This window comes from Actinophytocola algeriensis (assembly GCF_014203735.1).
Taxonomy (GTDB): domain Bacteria; phylum Actinomycetota; class Actinomycetes; order Mycobacteriales; family Pseudonocardiaceae; genus Actinophytocola; species Actinophytocola algeriensis.
The window spans coordinates 1,013,425-1,032,092 of the sequence record NZ_JACHJQ010000003.1 but is presented as its reverse complement, the minus strand read 5'-3'; the positions used below and the strand labels follow the sequence as shown (position 1 = coordinate 1,032,092).

Genomic DNA, 18,668 nt, shown 5'->3' with positions numbered 1-18,668 from the left:
GCCAACCTAGAGGCAGCCACCGACAAAGACGTGGAGCGACCCCTCAGTGCCCTTCTTCGACGACCTCGGCTTCCGGCCGCGGAGTGGCGGGCGCGCCGATGGGCAGCTGGATGGTGATCTTGCCCGCGTTGGCGAACTCGAAGGTCACCGGCACGTTCTTGCCGTACGGCAGGTCCGCGGACAGCCCGGTGATCACCAGGCTCATGGTCCCGACCACCGGCGGCGCGACGGCCTCGGTGTCGGCGGGCGACTCGGTCGAGGTGGCCGAGGCCGACTCGGAACCGGACGGCGCCTCCGAACCCGTGGGCTCCTCGCCGCCGGACGGCGTTTCCGAACCGGAGGTCTCGGAGGACTCTGAGGACTCGGTCGTCGAGGTCGCGGAGGCCGAGGTGTTCTCGTCCGGCAGCACGACCTGCAGCGAGGTACCCGCCGGGATGGCCGGGTTGCCGATCAGCTCGACCTCGCCTGCCGGGCTCGTCACGCCCACCAGCTCGTCGTTCTCGCCACCGGAGTTGACGATCGAGAGCAGCAGCGGGGCGTCCTCACCGGCCTGGTACGGCTCGCCGCTCTCCGGGAACGCCAACTGGACGTTGCGCAGCGCGATCGTGCCGACCTGGCCGCTGTTGCCGTTCACCGCCGGCTCCATCTCGGCGGTCTGGGCGACCTGCCCGGCGGAACAGCCGACGATCCCGAGCAGCGCACTGACACCGATCGCCACCGCGGGCACGAGCTTGCGCAGCGGTCGGGTGTTCTGACGGCTCACCATCGCGCGGGTCCTTCCTCGGGCTTGCCTACCTCACGCGAAAGGGTAGCGGGACCGCTCACCACCTCGTCCGAGTGGTCGTGCCCGCGTGTTCACACCGTCCAATTCGGACAACTTCGGACGGCGCGGAATTGCTGGTGATCGTTATTCGACTTCTCCCGGCGAGCACGGGGCCGTGAGATTTGTCAACCCCGGGGCCCGCCCGCACGTGGCCGCTGACCTGCGGTAACCGATTCCGGGTCCGTTACGGGTCCAGCCTGGCTCGTGTTAAGATGGAGTCAGCGAAAGGGGCAGAGGACACATGGTTTTCAAGGTCGGAGAGACCGTCGTCTACCCGCACCACGGTGCCGCACTCATCGAAGCAATCGAGACCCGTGTGATCAAGGGCGAGGAAAAGAAGTACCTCGTGCTCAAGGTCGCGCAGGGTGACCTCACCGTACGCGTCCCCGCGGACAACGCCGAGATCGTGGGCGTTCGGGACGTTGTCGGCCAGGAGGGCCTCAACCGCGTCTTCGATGTCCTGCGTGCTCCTCACACCGAGGAGCCGACCAACTGGTCCAGGAGGTACAAGGCCAACCTCGAGAAGCTCGCCTCCGGCGATGTGAACAAGGTGGCCGAAGTGGTGCGCGACCTCTGGCGGCGCGAGAAGGATCGCGGGTTGTCCGCCGGAGAGAAGCGCATGCTAGCCAAGGCGCGGCAGATCCTGGTCAGTGAGCTTGCGCTGGCCGAGGGCACCGACGAGGGCAAGGCCGAGGTCATCCTCGACGAGGTCCTCGCCACGGCTTCGGTCTGAGCCTGAGCAGCAGCACACAACGAGATATCGAGTCCACTGTGACGGTCGCACTCGTCCCCGCTGCGGGGCGGGGTGAGCGCCTCGGTTCAGCCGGACCCAAGGCCATGGTTTCCCTACATGGCTTGCCTTTGGTCGCACATGCCGTGCGTGGCCTGCTCGCAGCGGGCTGCGTGCGGCATGTCGTCGTCGCGGCCCCGGTCGACCACCAAGCCGAGATGGCCGCCGCCCTGTCCGCGTTCGAACCGGTCTCCGTCGTGCCCGGCGGTGCGGACCGTACCGCGTCCGTGCGGCTCGCGCTGCTGGCCGCGCTCGAACACGTGCCGGACGCGAAGATCGTCCTCGTGCACGACGCCGCCAGAGCCTTCACCCCGCCCGCCCTTGTGCGATCCGTCACCGAGGCGGTCGCGGCGGGTGCGCCCGCCGTGATTCCTGTGTTGCCGGTCACGGACACGGTCAAGCGCGTCGACGCGGACGGCATCGTGGTCGACACCCCGAGCCGAGCCGACCTGCGCGCGGTCCAGACCCCGCAGGGCTTCGCGATCGACGTGCTGCGCCGCGCGTACGAGGCCGCCGACAGCGCCGTCTTCTCGGCCACCGACGACGCCGGGCTCGTCGAGCGGATCGGCGTGCGCGTGCACACGGTGCCCGGTGACGTGGCCGCGATGAAGATCACGACCCCCTTCGACCTCGCGGTCGCCGAGGCGGTGTTCACAGTGAGGGCGGAACCGTGAGAGTCGGCATCGGCACCGACGTGCACCCGGTCGAGTCCGGCCGCGAGTGCTGGGTCGCGGGCCTGCGGTGGGACGGCGTCGACGGCTGTGCTGGCCACTCCGACGGGGACGTCGCCGCGCACGCCCTGTGCGACGCGCTGCTGTCCGCCGCCGGGCTCGGTGACCTCGGGGCCGTGTTCGGCACCGGCGATCCGCGCTGGTCCGGCGCCCACGGCGTCGAGCTGCTCGCCGAGGTCCGCACCCGTGTCGAGGCTGCCGGGTACCGGCTCGGGAACGCCGTCGTGCAGGTCATCGGCAACGCGCCCAAGATCAGCAAGCGCCGCGAGGAGGCGCAGGACGTGCTGTCGAAGGCCGCGGGCGGCGAGGTCGCGGTGTCCGGCACCACCACCGACGGGCTCGGGCTGACCGGCCGCGGCGAGGGCATCGCGGCGGTTGCCACCGCCTGTCTTTTCCCCCGCGACTAGCCTGTACCCCTGGTCGGGTCCTTCCCACGAAAGCTGAGCTATGCCGTGAGCCTCCACCTGTTCGACACCGCGAGCCGGAGTGTGCGGGAGTTCCATCCTGTACGCAGCGGAACGGCGTCGATCTACGTGTGTGGGCCCACACCGCAGGGACCGCCCCACATCGGCCACATGCGTGGCGCCCTGAACTACGACGTGCTGCGCCGGTGGCTCGCCCACCAAGGGCTGGACGTCACGCTCGTGCGCAACGTCACCGACATCGACGACAAGATCCTGCGCAAGGCCGGTGAGCACGAGCGACCGTGGTGGGAGTGGTCGGCGACCTACGAGCGCCAGTTCGAGGCGGCGTACGACACCCTCGGCTGCCTGCCCGCGTCGATCGCACCGCGCGCGACCGGGCACGTGACGCAGATGGTCGAGCTGATGCAGCGGCTCGTCGACTCCGGCCACGCGTACGCGGCGGCGGGCGACGTGTACTTCGACGTGCGCTCCTACCCCGCGTACGGCGCCCTGTCCGGCCAGAAGCCCGACGAGGTGCAGCAGGGCGAGTCCGCGGCCGAGGGCAAGCGGGACCCGCTCGACTTCACGCTGTGGAAGGGCGCGCGGCCGGGTGAGCCCGCGTGGCCGACGCCGTGGGGACCGGGCCGCCCCGGCTGGCACCTCGAGTGCTCCGCCATGGCCCTGACCTACCTCGGCGCGGAGTTCGACGTGCACGGCGGCGGGCACGACCTCGTGTTCCCGCACCACGAGAACGAACTGGCCCAGTCGCGTGCGGCGGGTGACCCGTTCGCGCGGTTCTGGATGCACAACGGGATCGTCGGCATGGCGGGCGAGAAGATGTCGAAGTCGCTCGGCAACGTCGTGTCGATCCCCGCGCTGACCGAGAAGTACCGGCCGCAGGAGCTGCGGTACCACCTCGTCGCGCCGCACTACCGGTCGACCATGGAGTTCTCCGAGACCGCGCTGGCCGAGTCGGTGCGCGCCTACCAGCGGATCGAGTCGTTCGTGCAGCGCGTCGGCAGCCGGGTCGGCGCGGTGTCGCTCGGTGCGCCGGGGCCGGAGTTCGCGGCGGCGATGGACGACGACCTCGGCACGCCCTCCGCGCTCGCGGTCGTGCACAACACCGTGCGGCAGGGCTTCACCGCGCTGGACGGTGGCGACGAGCAGGGCGCGCTGGCGGCGGCCGCGACGGTGCGCGGGCAGATGGCCGTGCTCGGTCTCGACCCGCTCGCCTGGTCGACGTCCACAGTGGACACCGGCGCGCTCAAGGCGCTGGACACGCTCGTGGGCGACCTGCTCGAGCAGCGCCAGCAGGCCCGCGCGGCCAGGGACTTCGCGACCGCCGATGCGGTGCGCGACCGCCTGCTGGCCGCGGGCATCACCGTCGAGGACACCCCCGACGGTCCACAATGGACTTTGAAGGACGGCTGAACCGGTGGCGGGGAACTCGAGGCGCAAGGGCGCCATGCGCAAACCTGGGACGAAGAAGGGTGCGGTCGGCGGCTCCGGCGGCCAGAAGTCGAAGGGCCTGGAAGGCAAGGGCCCGACGCCCCGTGCCACCGTGCGTCCCGGCCACCCGGCCCAGCGCAAGGCCGCGGCGCAGCAGAAGGCACAGCAGCGCCGCGCGGCCGCGAAGGACAAGCCGGTGGCCGAACTGGTCGCGGGCCGCAACCCGGTGGTCGAGTGCCTGCGCGCGAACGTGCCGACCACGGCGCTGTACGTGCAGATCGGCGTGGACGCGGACGAGCGGGTGACCGAGGCGGTGCGGATGGCCGCGGACCGGGGCATCTCGGTGCTCGAGGTCAGCAAGCCGGAGCTGGACCGGCTCACCGGCGGTGCCCTGCACCAGGGCCTGTCGCTGCAGATGCCGCCGTTCGAGTACGCCCACCCGGATGACCTGCTGCGGGCGGCGCACGAGTCGGTGGAGCCCGCGCTGCTGGTGGCACTCGACGGCGTGACCGACCCCCGCAACCTGGGCGCGGTGATCCGCTCGGCGGCCGCGTTCGGCGCCGACGGGGTGCTGCTTCCCCAGCGCCGCAGCGCCGGCATCACGGCGGTGGCGTGGCGGACATCGGCGGGCACCGCGGCGAAGATCCCGGTGGCGGTGGCGACGAACCTGACGCGCACGCTGCGCCAGTACGCGGCGGAGGGCCTGATGGTCGTGGGCCTGGACGCGGACGGGTCGATCACGGTCGACCAGCTGTCGCTCGCGACGTCCCCGCTGGTCGTGGTGGTCGGCTCGGAGGGCAGGGGGCTCTCCAGGCTGGTCCGCGAGGCGTGCGACGAGACGGTGTCCATCCCGATGTCCGCCGACGTGGAGTCGCTGAACGCGTCGGTGGCCGCGGGTGTGGTGCTGGCGGAGGTGTCCCGGCGGCGACGGGTAGCCGGCCGCACGTAGGTTCGTCGCGGCGGTTCGTTCGGGTTCGGGGGAGGTCGAGGCGTGTCGTTCGCCAGCCCGTTGTTCCTGTGGATCTTCCTGCCACTGGTGCTGGGCGCGATCCTGCTCGCGCCGAGGCCCTGGCGCAACGGCATCGTCGCTGTCTCTTCGCTGATCTTCTACGCCGTCGGCGCGGGACCCACCACCCTGTTGCTGCTGCTCACGATGGCCGTCAACTTCGTCGCGGGCCAGAACCTCGAGCCAGACGAGTGGGCCTTGGCGGCGCGGCGCAAGCGGATCACCCTCATCTCGGTGATCACGTTCAACGTGGCGTCACTGGTGGTGTGGAAGTACTTCGGCTTCCTCACCGAGCAGCTGAACGGCTTCGCGCAGCTGTTCGGCGGCGACTTCCCGATCACCCACCTCGTGCTGCCGATCGGCATCTCGTTCTACACGTTCCACAACATCTCCTACGTCGTGGACATCTACCGCGGCGAACGCCCGGCGCTGCGCCAGCCGGTCTCCTACGTCACCTACATCTCGATGTTCCCGCAGCTGGTGGCCGGCCCCATCGTCCGGTACCGCGAGATCGCCGACCAGCTGCCGCAGGAACGCACCCACCGCCTGGACGACATCGCGGCGGGCTTCCCGCGGTTCGCGCTGGGCCTGTGCAAGAAGGTCATCATCGCGGACTCGCTGAGCCCGCTGGTGGAAGCGTGCTTCTCGACGCCGGGCGACGAGATGACGTTCGCGATCGCGTGGCTGGGCGCGATCACCTACACGTTGCAGCTGTACTTCGACTTCTCCGGCTACTCGGACATGGCGATCGGCCTTGGCCGGATGCTCGGCTTCCGCCTGCCGGAGAACTTCGCGAGGCCGTACTCCTCGGTCACGGTCACCGAGTTCTGGCGCCGCTGGCACATGTCCCTGTCGAGGTGGTTCCGCGACTACGTCTACATCCCGCTGGGCGGCAACCGCCACGGCGCGGCACGCACCTACCGGAACCTGTTCATCGTGTTCGTACTGACGGGCTTCTGGCACGGCGCGAACTGGACCTACCTGGTGTGGGGCCTGTACCACGGCGCCCTGCTCATCATCGAACGCGGCTTCCACAAGGACACCTCGCCGGTCTCCACCGGCCACCGCACGGCCCGCCGGGCCCTGACCCTCGCCCTCGTGGTGGTCGGCTGGGTCTTCTTCCGCTCGACGGACCTCCCCCAGGCACTGACGATGATCGGCCACATGCTGCTCCCCGACTTCACGGGCCTGACCGACGTCGTGGGCCAGGCGTTCACCAACCAGCGCCTGATCATCCTCCTGTGCGCCGTGGCGATCGTCTTCCTCCCGGCCCACCCGGTGACCGGCCCGCTCCTGGAGTCCTCCCGCAGCAAACCGGCGACCATCCTCCGCGCGACCGTGATGACGGTCGGCCTCCTGTACGCCGCCATCCTGGTCGCGACGGGCACGTTCAGCCCGTTCCTGTACTACCAGTTCTGACGGCCGGGCTTCCCCGTCCTCGCGACCGCGGCCCGACCGTGCCGCTGACCTGCATGACGTTGCTCGACGTTTCTCGTCGGCTCTCGCCGCTCCCCAACCTCTGACGGCCTGGAGACGGCCTGATCTTGGTCTGCCTAGACCTCCCCCGCTCCCTCGTACAGGCCGTCACGTAGCGCCGGGGTGTCGGTGTCAAGAGTGGTCGCTTGCGGCCATCGCGTCAGCGACGCGGAGCGCTCTTGATGCCGACACCCCGGCGTTAGACGATCGAGGCCGAGGGAGCTGCCACCGTGGCTCTGTGGTCCCTCGCGCCGCCGGTGGTGGCGCTCCCGTCGCGGGCCGTGGGCTGCGCCGCGCAGGCCGGGCGGCGTGAGCGGAGCGGAAGCCGCCCGTGCCGCGATGGATGCAGACCACGTCGCCAACGCGACGGGCACAGCGCGCCGCCACCGGCGGCGCGCCTTGATCCCATAGAGCCAAGTTCCACAGCATCAGCCAGACACCGTCAAGCATCAGGTACGACTAGACACAGCCAGACATCGGTGAAATGAGACGCAGGGATAGCTAGACGCAGCCTCTGAGTAGATAACCCAGGCGAACGTTGCTGGTCGAGTGTGTGTCGGTAGCCAAACCAAATGGGCTGGCGCACTTTATTCACGTCTAATGGATGCCATTTGGGAGTCTGTCAACTTAAGTTTGTGCACCTTGACACCGCGTAGATCAGCGGATGTCAAGTTTGCTCCGGAAAATTTCGTACCATTAGCGGTGATCCCACGAAGATCCGCTCCGGCGAGATTGGAGTTCTCTAGTGTTGCGTTGTCTAAACTAGCCATTGAGAGATCAGCATTGACTAGATCTGACCGTGATAAATCCAACGAGCGGAGATCAGCAAGTGGAAGACTGGATCCGGCAAGGTTCACCTCCCGGCGTCCGCCACGCATAAACTTGGCGCCAATTACCCGAATGGCCGCCTGTGCATCCGAGGAAAGCTGGCGTTCACCATCAGAATTTACCACTGTGGCCGCCTCTCTTATAAATGCTGCCAGTACGTCAGCCACTGCCTGTTTGTCAAACGACGAATCTTTTGCCAGCCGTTCTAGCGCATATATTCCACCGAGGCGCACGGTAGTCTTTTCGCTACTTAGATGCTCGACGGCACGTGAATATCGGTCCGTGAACTGTCCAGATTGAGACAATTTATAGGTTCTAAGGCCTACGATCACACTGCCTAGTGCCACAGCGCCTACCATTGCACTAACGAACGTCGTGCGGGCGTCGTTGGCTGCTTTTAGTCGTTCGGCGGTTGTGAGCCCCTCCACCCTTTCTGAAAGCAGTGAGCGGAGGGGCAATGCTAGTCCAACGAACGTGGCGCCCAGCAGTAGTATGGCAAGCATCGCCAACACCCAGAGCAGCCATGTCCGAAATTTTCCCACCGATAACTCCTTGGTACTCTCTCGCGCGCCACGACCTCTGCTCACGGTAGGGTACAATCTTCGCCGGTTATACAACAGGGGAGGCGCAGTGGCCCGTCTTGAATTCGACGAACGGACTATTCAAAAGCTATTCGGTCACGAGGCTGCCGAAGATGAAGACCCACTACGCCTCCGCGAATACTATTTCAAGTCGTCAACATACGATCAGGTTGTAACCGACTTGCCTGTCCGCGTTTTGGTCGGCCATAAGGGAATCGGGAAGTCAGCGCTTTTTCAAAACGCTATTCTTGAACAGCGCGATTCTAATAACTTGGTGATCGTCCTAAAGCCGGACGATGTACTGGATATAGAGAAAGACGACGCGGACTTTCTCCGCGCCATTAGATACTGGAAGCGCGGCCTACTTCAAATTTTAGCTAATAGAGCAGCTAAAGCTCTGGGGCTGAACGCTAGAGCAGTTGCCTCTGCCATTGAAGAGGGTCAGTCGATCCTTCCCGCACTTGCCTCCCGAATTGCATCGGAGGGTGTCGACAACGCAACGTCAGCACAGTTTTTGAAAGATCGACACCTTACTACGTATATCGACGATCTCGATCGCGGCTGGGAGGGGCGACCTCGCGATGTGAAGCGAATCTCGGCGCTGCTAAACGCAGTTCGAGATCTCGCCAATGAGGAAAGTGGACTTCGGTTTCGAATTAGCCTTCGTTCAGATGTGTACTTTCTGGTCCGCACCTCAGATGAGTCGACCGACAAAATTGAGGGATCGGTCATCTGGCATTCATGGACAAATCACGAAATCTTCGCGCTTTTGGTCAAGCGGATTGAAACTTTCTTCGGCCGCAATCTGGACTATGAGTGGTTACGTACACGGAGCCCGAACGAGTTGGCATCGTATCTAGCTCCCGTATTCGACGATAGATTTCGCGGACAGGGGCATTGGAGAAATGCTCCAACGCATCGAGTCTTGATGTCTCTTATCCGCAAACGACCTCGCGACCTTGTCAAGCTTTGCTCATTGTCGGCTCGTAACGCACGGATCGCCAAGCATGCAAAAATATACACTGAAGATTTGGAAAACTCATTCGAGGAATACTCCCAAGGACGAGTGCAAGATACCATTAACGAATATCGATCCGAGTTGCCAGATGTCGAGCGACTTATACTGAATATGCGGCCAACAAAGAAGGAGAAGACCGCGAAGGCTGGGTACGTCTACGAGACAGCCGACCTTCTAAAGAAGATTCAAGATATCACGGAGCAAGGTCAATTTCGTTTTAAGCTTGGAAGGGTCGCCAGCAAGAAGGATCTGGCCGCCTTCATGTACAAGATCAACTTTCTTACGGCTCGCAAAGAGCGCAGCAATTTGATTATCCGGAAATACTTTGAAGAGCAAAGATACCTTCAAAGTGAACTAGTAGACTTCGGCTTCAACTGGGAGATTCATCCCGCCTATCGGTGGGCATTGCAACCAGATGATCCAAACTCGATCTACTATAGCCTTATCTTGAGTTCAGATGATGGATAGATTGCAAAAAGTGGAATGAGGTAACGTCGAGGCCGTCAGCCATGGAGTCGAAGCCTTCCTTGATCGTCCGGAGGGGCGGTAACCTCAGGTTATGCGTGGTGCTGGTGATCCGTTGACGGTCGGGGAGCGCGTTGCGTTCTACCGGCGGCGGCGGGGGCTGGCTCAGGCCACGTTGGCGGGGTTGGTGGGGCGGTCTGAGGACTGGTTGTCCAAGATCGAGCGTGGCGAGCGGGACATCCGGCGCCTGGACGTGCTGGTCGAGGTCGCGAAAGCTCTGCGTGTCACGCTTGGTGACCTGTTGGGTGAGCCGGTGCTCATGGAGGACGAGCACAAGAACGACGATGTCCCTGCCATCCGGGACGCGCTCATGGCTCCTCAGCGGCTGTCCAAGACTCTGTTCGGCGGCGGATTCGAGCCCGAGTACGTCGACCCGAAGCCGGTCGCGTCGTGGACCGAAGATGCCTGGTCGGACTACCAGGGTGGCCGGATCGGCAAGGTCGTCGCCGCGCTTCCGCGTCTGATCAAGACTGCTCAGCAGATGGAAGCAGCCGGTGGGGACGGCTCCTACAAGCGCCGGTGCGCGGCCGTGTCCGCCCGCATCCACCACCTGGCCGCGACCACGTTGTCCAAGGTCGGCGAGGCTGACCTTGCCTGGATCGCCGCCGAACGTGCCATGCAAGCCGCGGATACCGCCGACGATCCCCTGGTTCTGGCGTCCGCCGCCCGGTCCGGCACACACGCGCTGCTCGCGGTCGGCCGGTTCGACGACGCCATGCAGCTTGGCGACGCTGCTGCCCGTTGGCTGATGCCCAGGATGAAGGACGGCGACCCCGCCGCGCTGAGCCTGTACGGCATGCTCCACCTCCGCTCGGCCATCGCCGCCGCGCGTCAGCAGGACCGGGGCATCGCCTCCGAACTGCTCTCCAAGGCCGAGGTCGCTGGTGACGCCCTCGGCGAGGACGCCAATCACTGGCTGACTGGGTTCGGGCCGACCAACGTCGCCCTGCACCGGATCTCTGCTGGGCTCGACCTCGGCGACATCCCCTTGGCGATCAAGCAGGCCGAGCAGCTCGACACCAGCGGCGTGCCGGTCGAACGACAGGTCACACACCTCATCGACCACGCCCGCGCACTCAGCCTTCTCGCCAAGGACGACGACGCCGTACAGGTGCTGCTGTCAGCCGAGGAGAAGTCACCGCAGCTCGTCCGGCACTCCGCGATCGCGCGGGAGGTCGTGCGGACCATCTACCGGCGAGCGCCGGTCACCGGCGGCAAGAAGTCCTCGCTGCTCCTCGCGCTGGCCGAACGCTGCCGCGCGGTGAGTGACAGCTGATGGCCGCGCCCGTGCTCGGCCTGGTCGGCTCCGCCGCCGGTGGCCTGGAGGAGATCCTTCCAAAGCTCGTCGAGCCCATGATTGAACGAGGCTGGCGGGTGGCTGTCACGCTCACGCCGACCGCTGCCACCTGGCTCAAAGCGACCGGCGATTTCGACAAGATCGAGCAGGTCACGGGCCTGCCAGTACGGGTGAAGCCGCGGTTGCCCGGCGAGGAGAGCCCGCACCCGAAGATCGACTGTTACGCGGTCGTCCCGGCCACCTCGAACACCGTCGGCAAGCTCGCGCTCGGCCTGGCTGACAACCAGGCTCTCACCCAGGTCTGCGAGGCCATCGGTGGTGGCACCGTGCCGGTCGTCGTCTTCCCACGCATCAACGCTGCCCACGCGCGTCAACCGTCGTGGGACAGTCACACCTCTGCCCTGACGCGGGCTGGTGTGCATCTCGTAATGGGCGATGACGTGTGGCCCCTGCACGAGCCGCGCTCCGCGCCAGGCAAGCAACTGCCCTGGGACGCGATCATCGACGCCATCGTTTCCGCAGCTCAGCGGTAGCCGCAACCCCTCCAATTGAGGCACCCGGACAGTTTGTCCGGGTCGTTGGCCTGTTCCGCCGGTTTCCTTGGATCACCGCACCCGACCGGGTGCCCCGAGGACGGCGGAAGGCGCATGAGTGTGCACGTAGTCATCCAACCCACGGCCGGTTTCGGCGCTGAGGTCATCGAGCCCCTGCTGGGCGTCCGGCAGCTCATCGCGGGCAGCGGTGACGTCGGCATGACCGTTCAGGTCCCCGCACGCATCGGCGGCCTGGCCGACACCGCCCGATTCGCCCGCTCCCTGGCGGCGGCCGCGAGCGACTTCGCCGACTGGTGCGACGAGCAGAACCGCTCCCGCACCTTCGACGACCGCCCGAGCGGTTGGGCCGGACTCACCAACCACAACAAAGGAGACTGATCATGGCTGTACCCCACGGCGCACGGTTCCCCATCGCGTTCGACGACCTGTTCCCCCAGGGCGCGTACCTCATGGGCGACATCCAGCCCCTGACCGAGTACCAGTCGCAAGAAGACAAGGCCCGCAACCGTCCCATCCGGCCCCGGATCGACGAGACCACCGGCAAGCGGCTCTACCGCGCCACCATCGCCGACCCGTCCGCCGAGAAGGAACGCGACAAGTCCATCTCGGTCGACATCACCGCCGACGTCCAGCCCGTGCCGCCCGAGGCCGTGGGCAACCTGCCGTTCCGGCCCGTGGTCCTGGAAGGGCTGACCGTCCAGCCGCGCGCCGAAGCATCCGGCCAGGCCAAGTGGATCACCTGGGTCGTCCGCGCCACCGGCCTGCGGGGCGTCGACGCACCTGCTTCCGGCCGTTCCAGCTCAGCGAGGGGTGAGGGGAAGTCGGCGGCATGAGCGACTACAGCACCACTTATCAGGTCGCCTGCTTCCCCGGCCGCAACGCTGGCGCTGCCGCCACACGCGGCCCCGGTGGCACGCCGGTCCTGATGGTCTACCTCGACCCCGTGAACATGACCCTCCACGGCGAACCATCCGTGGCAGGCACCCGGGGACTCGCGGACTTCTGCCGGGAGCTGGCGCGCGAGGCCGCCAAGTTGGCCGCTGAGATCGATCCGGACGGGGAGCCTGCTCCGCCTGAGCGTGCGCCTCGGCACCGGTTGGTGACCGGCGACCTCGGTGACTCGGGTGGTGGGTACTGATGGGCTGTCAGCAGGTTGCGCCGTCGTCGTTGTTCGAGGCGCACGAGGTGTTGTGGCGGCGCAGGCCGAGTCACGACGCGGCGCCTGAGGAGTGGATGGCGTTTCATCGGCACAGCGCGGAGGTGTACGCGGCGGCGGCGAAAGTTGACGTGCCGAACCGGGCGGAGGCGTCGCAGTACGCGGCGTTTGCGATCCGGCGGGCTCGGGAGATCGAGCACCGCATCGCCCCTGCGATCGACAGCGACACCTAGCCATGACCACGACAGCATCTGGGCCTGGGTCGCAGGCTGATCCGTTGGACGTGACGGACGAGGTGACCGCGTCGGCGATCGCGCGGGCGCTCGGAGATGAGTTGCGGCGGGCTCGTGAAGCGCGGGGGTGGTCGCGGGCGTTCTTCGTGAAGCGGCTGCCGTCCCAGATCGGGGACCGCACGCTGCTCGCGTACGAGCACGGGTTGCGGCAGCTCACGATGTTGCGGCTGCTGGAGCTGTCGCAGGGGTTGGAGGTGCCCGCGTCGGTGATCGTGGCCCAGGCGTTGCAACGCGCCCGGCTGTATCTGCAGAACATCACCATGCGGGTGGACCTGCGGCAGGTGTTGCAGAACACCAATGTCCACTACCGGCCCTTGGTGCCGTGGGCGCGGAACCGGCTCCACGACAGTGCTGACGGCGTGATCGAGGTGTCGCCGGACGGAGTGCGGGAGCTGGCCGCGGTCATGGGCCGGACAAATCGGGAGATGTCGGCCTACCTCGCCAAGTTCACCCCGGACCACACGGTCACCGAGGAGGTGGACGCCGTACCCGTATAGACACTCTGCTGTCACTAATCGGAACGCACCGTGCACGCACGTTGTGCGGCGGTGAAGTGCGCTCTTGTTGCGCTGCAACGGATCCGTAAGACGCAGAAGCGGAACACCTGGCTACCAACCTGTTTCCGCTCCTGCGCTGCTCACCCGGAAGGTAAGCAATGACAAGGCTAGAACCAACCCATACCTCGGCACCAGTAGGGGTCACCCGAACGCGCTGCAGCAAGTGCCGCCGGTTCGCTCGGCTGCTACCCGGCGAGATCCTGTGCGGCCGGTGCGCCGGAACCTTGCCGCTGGACTTCGGGCGGGGTGGTCGGTGATGGTGCGCGAATCCCGCTGGGTTGACCCCGCACCGTTGGAAGTGTCGCGGCCTCGGTTGCCGTGGTGGACGATGCTGCCCGGCTGGGTCAAGCTCGTCCTCTCGCCCGTTGCGGCCCTGATCCTGTTGTGCTGGCTTGTGTTCCAGCTCGGCCGGATCGTCTACCGCTACCCGCTCTCGCTGGCCCTGTTGATCGCCGCGTGGTGGTCATACTCCGATCTGGGGCCGTGGTGGTTCGCCGCGTTCCTGGCTGTGCTGCTCGGGCTGCTGGCGTTGTGGTGGTGGCGTGCCCGGCCCTCGTTCGAGCGGTTCGTCGTACCACGTGTCCGGACCGAGTGCCGCCGCTTGTTCGTCTACGCCTGGGAGTGGCGGTCGGTCATGCGACTCTCGGAGCTGACCAAAGACAAGCGTGGCCGTGAGTACAGGCCAACGCTCGGCCGGGTTCGCGCTGAGGGCTGGCGGGACCTGGTGCGGGTTCGGATGGTCAAGGGGCAGGCTCCCGAGCAGTGGGAGCTGCACGCCTCGGGGCTGGCGCACGCGTTCAACGCCGAGTCCTGCCGCGTGCGGGTTCGCAAGCCTGGCCGTCTGGAGTTGGACTTCATCCACTCCGACCCGCTTGCTCGTTCCATTCCCGTTCCTGAGCTGGTCGACGAGTCCGCAGTGGACTTGCGGCGCGTGGTGATCGGCCGGACCGAGACCGGGAAGCCGTTGCGGCTTCAGCTCCTCGGCACCCACGTCCTGACCGTCGGCGTCTCCGGTGCAGGTAAGGGCTCGCTGCTGTGGTCCGTTGCCTGGGCGCTGGCTCCCGCGATCAAGGCCGGGCGGGTGAAGCTCTACGGGATCGATCCCAAGGGCGGGATGGACTGGGGCAGGCACCGGAGGTGTTCGAACGGGTCGTCTACGACAACGGGTCGCACGCCGTGACGTTGTTGGAGTGGCTGGCGCAGGAAGTGAAGCGCCGCGCGGAATCCTACCGGGGTCGTCGTCGCATGTGGACCGCTGAGTCTGGTGATCCGTTCATCCTGCTCGTGGTTGATGAGCTGGCGGACGTGATCGCCTACCAGACCGACAAGAACCTTCGCGATCGCGCCACCCGGGCGGTGCAGGCCATCACCTCGCAGGGGCGCGCGCCTGGTGTGTGCGTGCTGGGGCTGTTGCAGGACCCGCGTAAGGAGATCATCGCCTTCCGGCACCTGTTCTCCACCCGCATCGCCATGCGCCTCGACGAACCCGCCCAAGTCGACATGGTCCTCGGCGACGGCGTCCGCAAACGGGGCGCGGCCGCGCACGAGATCTCCGAGAGCACACCAGGCGTGGCCTGGGTGAAGGAGGACGGCAAGCGGGAACCGGTGCGAGCACGGACCTTCCACGTCACCGACGACCACCTCACCCAACTCGTCGGCTACCTCACCGGCCGTCCTGCTCTGCCCACGTCGGCGGAGGTAGTCGACTTCCCCGCCGGCCGCGACATGACGCGGGGAGGTGCGGCATGACTGACGCCAACACCATCGTGCGGCTGCTCGGGTCGGTCCGCGAGCACCTGACCGCGCACGACCTGAACACTCCGCTTGCGTCGGTGACGGTGCGCTGCGACCTGATCGAGGGCGAACACGTCATGTGCACCTGCACCCCTCACTGCTGTCTGAACTGGCATCCGGGTTGCTGGCGTGGGTCGACACGCTCACCAGGATCACCGTGTCCGCGTGGCGGCCACCGCACGGCGAGACCGTGCACCTGACGGTCACCGGCGAACGGCACGACACCACCCGCGTCGTCGTGTACGGCGGCGTCGACTTCACCGAGGATGTGTTCGCGGACCTCCAGCCCGGCGGACGGCAGAGCGTCGCGCTCTCGGTCCTGCGCTTCTGGGCTTCCGGGTCGGCGGGGGTGGCGGCATGACTCACCAGACCCGCGCTGAGCGAGTGGCTATGCCGCTTGCCATCGACGTTGTCACCGCGACCGCTGAGCAGCACGGCGTGTGCGTCCGGCCGTTCACGATGGAGGTCGGCGACCTCGACACCGGCGAACTCCGGCACGTCGCCGTGCCCTGCGGCTCGACGGTCGAGTCCGTCTGTGGGCCGTGTGCTCGGAAGGCTCGCGCGCTGCGGGTCGTCCAGTGCCGAGAGGGCTGGCACCTGACCGAAGAACCGGACTTCACCCCGGAGCCTCCGAGTGAGGATCACAAGGCGCTGTTGACGCTGCGGGCCGACCTCGTCGCCGCCTACCGAACCGCCGAGGGTGCCGACGCCGACGACTTGCGGGACGAGATCCGCTCTGTCGACGAGGAACTACGTGGCCTCGGCATGCGCGGACGTCTCCCCTCTCCGGAACTGGAGACCCAGAAGACCGCGCCGAAGCGGTCCACCAAGCGGCGGCAGGACGCGCCGAACCTGCCTCGGCGGCGCGTGGAGAAGCGAACCCTCGGGCGGGAGTTCGCTGGGCGGTTCCGGCCGTCCATGTTCGTCACCCTGACCTGCGACAGCTACGGCCGCGTGCGCGACGATGGAACACCGGTCGACGAGTCGACATATGACTACCGGCGCGCTGCCCGTGATGCTGTCCACTTCGCGTCGCTTGTGGACCGGTGGTGGCAGAACCTGCGCCGCTGCGTGGGCTGGGACGTGCAGTATTTCGCGACCGTGGAGCCGCAGAAGCGGGTGGCTCCGCACCTGCATGCCGCGATCCGCGGTTCCATCCCGCACGAGGTGGTGCGGCAGGTGACCGTGGCTACCTACCTCCAGGTCTGGTGGCCCCGGCACGACGAACTCGTCTACGACGGCGACCACCTGCCCGTGTGGGACGGGGAACGGTTCGTCGACCCCGACACGCGAAGGGCCTTGACTACCTGGGCTGATGCGCTTGAGGACGTCGACGAGCCTGCGCACGTCGCCACGTTCGGGCGGCAGGTGCACTCCAAGGGCATCCTCGGCGGCTCGGAGGAAGCCGGGCGGCACATCGGCTACCTGACCAAGTACCTGACGAAGTCGCTCGGGGAGGTCGTCGAGGCCAACTCCGACCGCCAGCGACGGCACCATGACCGGCTGCACGACGAGCTGGCCGTCACGCCCTGCTCGCCACGGTGCGCGGTGTGGCTGCTCTACGGCGTCGAGCCGCTCGGGGCGAACTCCCGGACCACGCCGGGGCACTGCAAGGGGCGCGCTCACCGGCGAACCACGCTCGGCCTACCGGGTCGGCGGGTGCTCGTGTCGCGAAAGTGGTCAGGCAAAAGCCTCGCTGACCACAGGGCGGACCGGCGAGCGTTCGTGCTCCAAGCCCTCGCAGACATCGGGATCGAGAAGCCAGAGGAAGAACCTCGGCGGCTCGTCTGGCACAAAGTCCAGCCCGGCGACCCCCACGTCCCGCCCCGCGCGCACCTGCTCATGCACGCCATCGCGGAGCGGATCAGATGGCGGGCCGAGTACGACAGAGCGCTCCTCGCCGCGTCACCGCCCGATCTTTCAGCAACTTCCACGCAGGCAGCCTGACCAGGGGGAACAGATGGACATGGGGATCCCGATCGACCGCCTGTGGACCGTGGAGGACGTCTCCACCTACCTCGGCGTGCCGGTCAAGACGCTCTACCAGTGGAAGTGGCGCGGAGAAGGGCCGCCGGTCCGCAAGATCGGCCGCCACCTGCGCTACGACCCGCGCGGTCCAGGCGTGGGCGACGTCAGAGGCGGCCTGAGCGATGGGACATGTTCAAGATCGCTGGTACAAGCGCGTCGTCGACCCAGTGTCTAAGAAGGTCACGCGAGAGAAGACGGGCGTCTACGGCGTCGGCGACCGGTACAAGGTGCGGTACGTCGACCACTCGGGACGTGAACGGTCGAAGACCTTCCCTGACCGGCAGAAGAAGCAGGCTGACGACTACCTGCGGGAGGTCGAGGGCGAGCTACGGCGCGGGACCTATATCGATCCCTCGGCCGGGAAGATCACCTTCGAGGAGTACGCCACGCGCTGGCTGCGGTCCCAATCGTTCGACGAGTCCACTCGGGAGAGCACCGGACTACGGCTGAGGCTGCATGTCTTCCCTGCCATCGGGCCGCGGAACCTCGACGCGATCCGGCCATCCGACGTTCGGGAGCTGCTCCGCGCGCTGCAGGAGAAGGGGCTCGCCGCGAGCTACCGGCAGGTGATCTTCATCCATATGCAGACGATCTTCAACGCGGCCATCGATGACGAGCGGATCAGGAAGAACCCGTGCAACGCCTCGTCGGTGCAGAAGCCGCAGATTCCGGCGAGGAAGGTCGTGCTGTGGCCTGCTGAGCGGGTGCACGCGGTTCGGGAGGCGATGAACCCTCGGTACCGGCTTACCGTCGTGCTCGGGGCTGGGCTTGGGCTTCGCCAGGGCGAGGCGTTCGGCCTGGCCGTGGACGACGTCGACTTCGACGACGAGACCGTGCACGTCGTCCGCCAAGTGAAGCTCGTGGGCGGGAAGCCGTGCTTCGGCCCGCCGAAGGGTGGCAAGACTCGCGACGTGCCGCTGCCCCAGTCGGTGGCCGCTGCGATCCGGGCGCATATAGAGACGTACCCGCCGGTGGCGATCACGCTGCCGTGGCAGAAGCCAGGCGGGGAGCCGACGACGGTCCGGCTGATCGTGACCAGTCGTGAGCACTCGGCGGCCTGGCGGCCGGTCTACAACCAGTGGACCTGGATTCCCGCGCTGAAGAAGGCAGGCGTCGAGCGGCAGGCCCGTGTGGACGGGTTCCACGCCCTGCGGCATTTCTACGCCTCCACGCTGCTCGATGCCGGGGAGACGATCACGGCGCTGTCGAGCTACCTCGGCCACTCCGATCCAGGCTTCACGCTCAAGGTCTACACACACCTCATGCCGTCGAGTAAGCAGCGCACGCGCACTGCGGTCGACGGGGTGTTCGGCGACGGCCCGGACTCGCTGACGGCCTGATCACGGCCTGGCGGCCGC

At 66.7% G+C, this 18,668-nt stretch carries 21 protein-coding genes and 1 pseudogene; 20 read left to right on the top strand and 2 right to left on the bottom strand.

From position 1 onward, the window contains the following. Positions 1–43: 43 nt before the first annotated feature. Positions 44–766: a hypothetical protein gene (locus tag FHR82_RS17245; RefSeq protein ID WP_184811376.1), complete on the bottom strand. Its 723-nt coding sequence runs from the start codon at positions 764–766 to the stop codon at positions 44–46. Positions 767–1,064: 298 nt separating this feature from the next. On the opposite strand from FHR82_RS17245, the gene FHR82_RS17240 reads away from it, so the two are divergent. Genes FHR82_RS17240 through FHR82_RS17215 form a run of 6 tightly spaced genes read left to right on the top strand, consistent with a single transcriptional unit; the run spans position 1,065 to position 6,622 of the window. After that, entirely contained in the window at positions 1,065–1,556 is a 492-nt protein-coding gene (locus FHR82_RS17240) for a CarD family transcriptional regulator (protein WP_075129788.1), read from the top strand. A gap of 38 nt (positions 1,557–1,594) precedes the next feature. Next, positions 1,595–2,287: a 2-C-methyl-D-erythritol 4-phosphate cytidylyltransferase gene (gene ispD, locus FHR82_RS17235; protein WP_184811375.1), complete on the top strand. Its 693-nt coding sequence runs from the start codon at positions 1,595–1,597 to the stop codon at positions 2,285–2,287. Next, the gene (gene ispF, locus FHR82_RS17230) at positions 2,284–2,751 is read left to right on the top strand and encodes a 2-C-methyl-D-erythritol 2,4-cyclodiphosphate synthase (RefSeq protein WP_184811374.1); all 468 of its coding nucleotides are present in this window, start codon (positions 2,284–2,286) and stop codon (positions 2,749–2,751) included. Before ispD ends, ispF begins: the two co-directional genes overlap by 4 nt. Positions 2,752–2,796: 45 nt before the next feature. Continuing rightward, positions 2,797–4,179: a cysteine--tRNA ligase gene (gene cysS / locus FHR82_RS17225; RefSeq protein ID WP_184811373.1), complete on the top strand. Its 1,383-nt coding sequence runs from the start codon at positions 2,797–2,799 to the stop codon at positions 4,177–4,179. Between the two features lie 4 nt (positions 4,180–4,183). Continuing rightward, positions 4,184–5,146 (top strand): 23S rRNA (guanosine(2251)-2'-O)-methyltransferase RlmB, encoded by a 963-nt coding sequence (rlmB, locus tag FHR82_RS17220; RefSeq protein ID WP_184811372.1) that lies wholly within the window; start codon positions 4,184–4,186, stop codon positions 5,144–5,146. A gap of 42 nt (positions 5,147–5,188) precedes the next feature. After that, a complete protein-coding gene (locus FHR82_RS17215) occupies positions 5,189–6,622 on the top strand; it encodes an MBOAT family O-acyltransferase (RefSeq protein ID WP_184811371.1) in 1,434 nt (477 codons plus the stop codon). A gap of 644 nt (positions 6,623–7,266) precedes the next feature. Here FHR82_RS17215 and FHR82_RS47465 read toward each other — a convergent pair. Beyond that, the gene (locus FHR82_RS47465; protein ID WP_184811370.1) at positions 7,267–8,049 is read right to left on the bottom strand and encodes a pentapeptide repeat-containing protein; all 783 of its coding nucleotides are present in this window, start codon (positions 8,047–8,049) and stop codon (positions 7,267–7,269) included. A gap of 88 nt (positions 8,050–8,137) precedes the next feature. On the opposite strand from FHR82_RS47465, the gene FHR82_RS17205 reads away from it, so the two are divergent. From FHR82_RS17205 to FHR82_RS17145, 14 genes and pseudogenes are all read left to right on the top strand, one after another. Further along, positions 8,138–9,574: a P-loop ATPase, Sll1717 family gene (locus FHR82_RS17205; RefSeq protein WP_184811369.1), complete on the top strand. Its 1,437-nt coding sequence runs from the start codon at positions 8,138–8,140 to the stop codon at positions 9,572–9,574. A 91-nt stretch (positions 9,575–9,665) separates the two neighbouring features. Next, positions 9,666–10,907 (top strand): helix-turn-helix domain-containing protein, encoded by a 1,242-nt coding sequence (locus FHR82_RS17200; RefSeq protein ID WP_184811368.1) that lies wholly within the window; start codon positions 9,666–9,668, stop codon positions 10,905–10,907. Further along, entirely contained in the window at positions 10,907–11,461 is a 555-nt protein-coding gene (locus tag FHR82_RS17195) for a flavoprotein (protein WP_184811367.1), read from the top strand. The genes FHR82_RS17200 and FHR82_RS17195 overlap by 1 nt, the downstream gene beginning before the upstream one ends. Positions 11,462–11,575: 114 nt before the next feature. Beyond that, entirely contained in the window at positions 11,576–11,860 is a 285-nt protein-coding gene (locus FHR82_RS17190; RefSeq protein WP_221463810.1) for a hypothetical protein, read from the top strand. 2 nt (positions 11,861–11,862) lie between these two features. Further along, positions 11,863–12,315, top strand: coding sequence for a hypothetical protein (locus FHR82_RS17185; protein ID WP_184811366.1), 453 nt, complete (start codon positions 11,863–11,865; stop codon positions 12,313–12,315). Beyond that, positions 12,312–12,620, top strand: coding sequence for a hypothetical protein (locus FHR82_RS17180; RefSeq protein WP_184811365.1), 309 nt, complete (start codon positions 12,312–12,314; stop codon positions 12,618–12,620). Before FHR82_RS17185 ends, FHR82_RS17180 begins: the two co-directional genes overlap by 4 nt. Then, positions 12,620–12,871 (top strand): AMED_5909 family protein, encoded by a 252-nt coding sequence (locus FHR82_RS17175; RefSeq protein WP_184811364.1) that lies wholly within the window; start codon positions 12,620–12,622, stop codon positions 12,869–12,871. The genes FHR82_RS17180 and FHR82_RS17175 overlap by 1 nt, the downstream gene beginning before the upstream one ends. A 44-nt stretch (positions 12,872–12,915) precedes the next feature. Continuing rightward, the gene (locus FHR82_RS17170) at positions 12,916–13,428 is read left to right on the top strand and encodes a helix-turn-helix domain-containing protein (protein WP_184811363.1); all 513 of its coding nucleotides are present in this window, start codon (positions 12,916–12,918) and stop codon (positions 13,426–13,428) included. Positions 13,429–13,816: 388 nt separating this feature from the next. After that, entirely contained in the window at positions 13,817–14,668 is an 852-nt protein-coding gene (locus tag FHR82_RS47460) for a P-loop NTPase family protein (RefSeq protein WP_311771122.1), read from the top strand. Between the two features lie 5 nt (positions 14,669–14,673). Further along, positions 14,674–15,237, top strand: coding sequence for a hypothetical protein (locus FHR82_RS47455; protein ID WP_311771121.1), 564 nt, complete (start codon positions 14,674–14,676; stop codon positions 15,235–15,237). Between the two features lie 124 nt (positions 15,238–15,361). Beyond that, positions 15,362–15,643: a hypothetical protein gene (locus FHR82_RS17160; RefSeq protein ID WP_184811362.1), complete on the top strand. Its 282-nt coding sequence runs from the start codon at positions 15,362–15,364 to the stop codon at positions 15,641–15,643. 29 nt (positions 15,644–15,672) lie between these two features. Beyond that, positions 15,673–17,229, top strand: a complete 1,557-nt coding sequence (locus tag FHR82_RS17155; RefSeq protein ID WP_225944039.1) for a replication initiator — start codon at positions 15,673–15,675, stop codon at positions 17,227–17,229. A gap of 13 nt (positions 17,230–17,242) precedes the next feature. Then, positions 17,243–17,429: pseudogene (locus FHR82_RS17150) on the top strand (helix-turn-helix transcriptional regulator). Between the two features lie 48 nt (positions 17,430–17,477). Next, positions 17,478–18,650: a tyrosine-type recombinase/integrase gene (locus FHR82_RS17145; RefSeq protein ID WP_311771120.1), complete on the top strand. Its 1,173-nt coding sequence runs from the start codon at positions 17,478–17,480 to the stop codon at positions 18,648–18,650. Positions 18,651–18,668 lie beyond the last annotated feature (18 nt).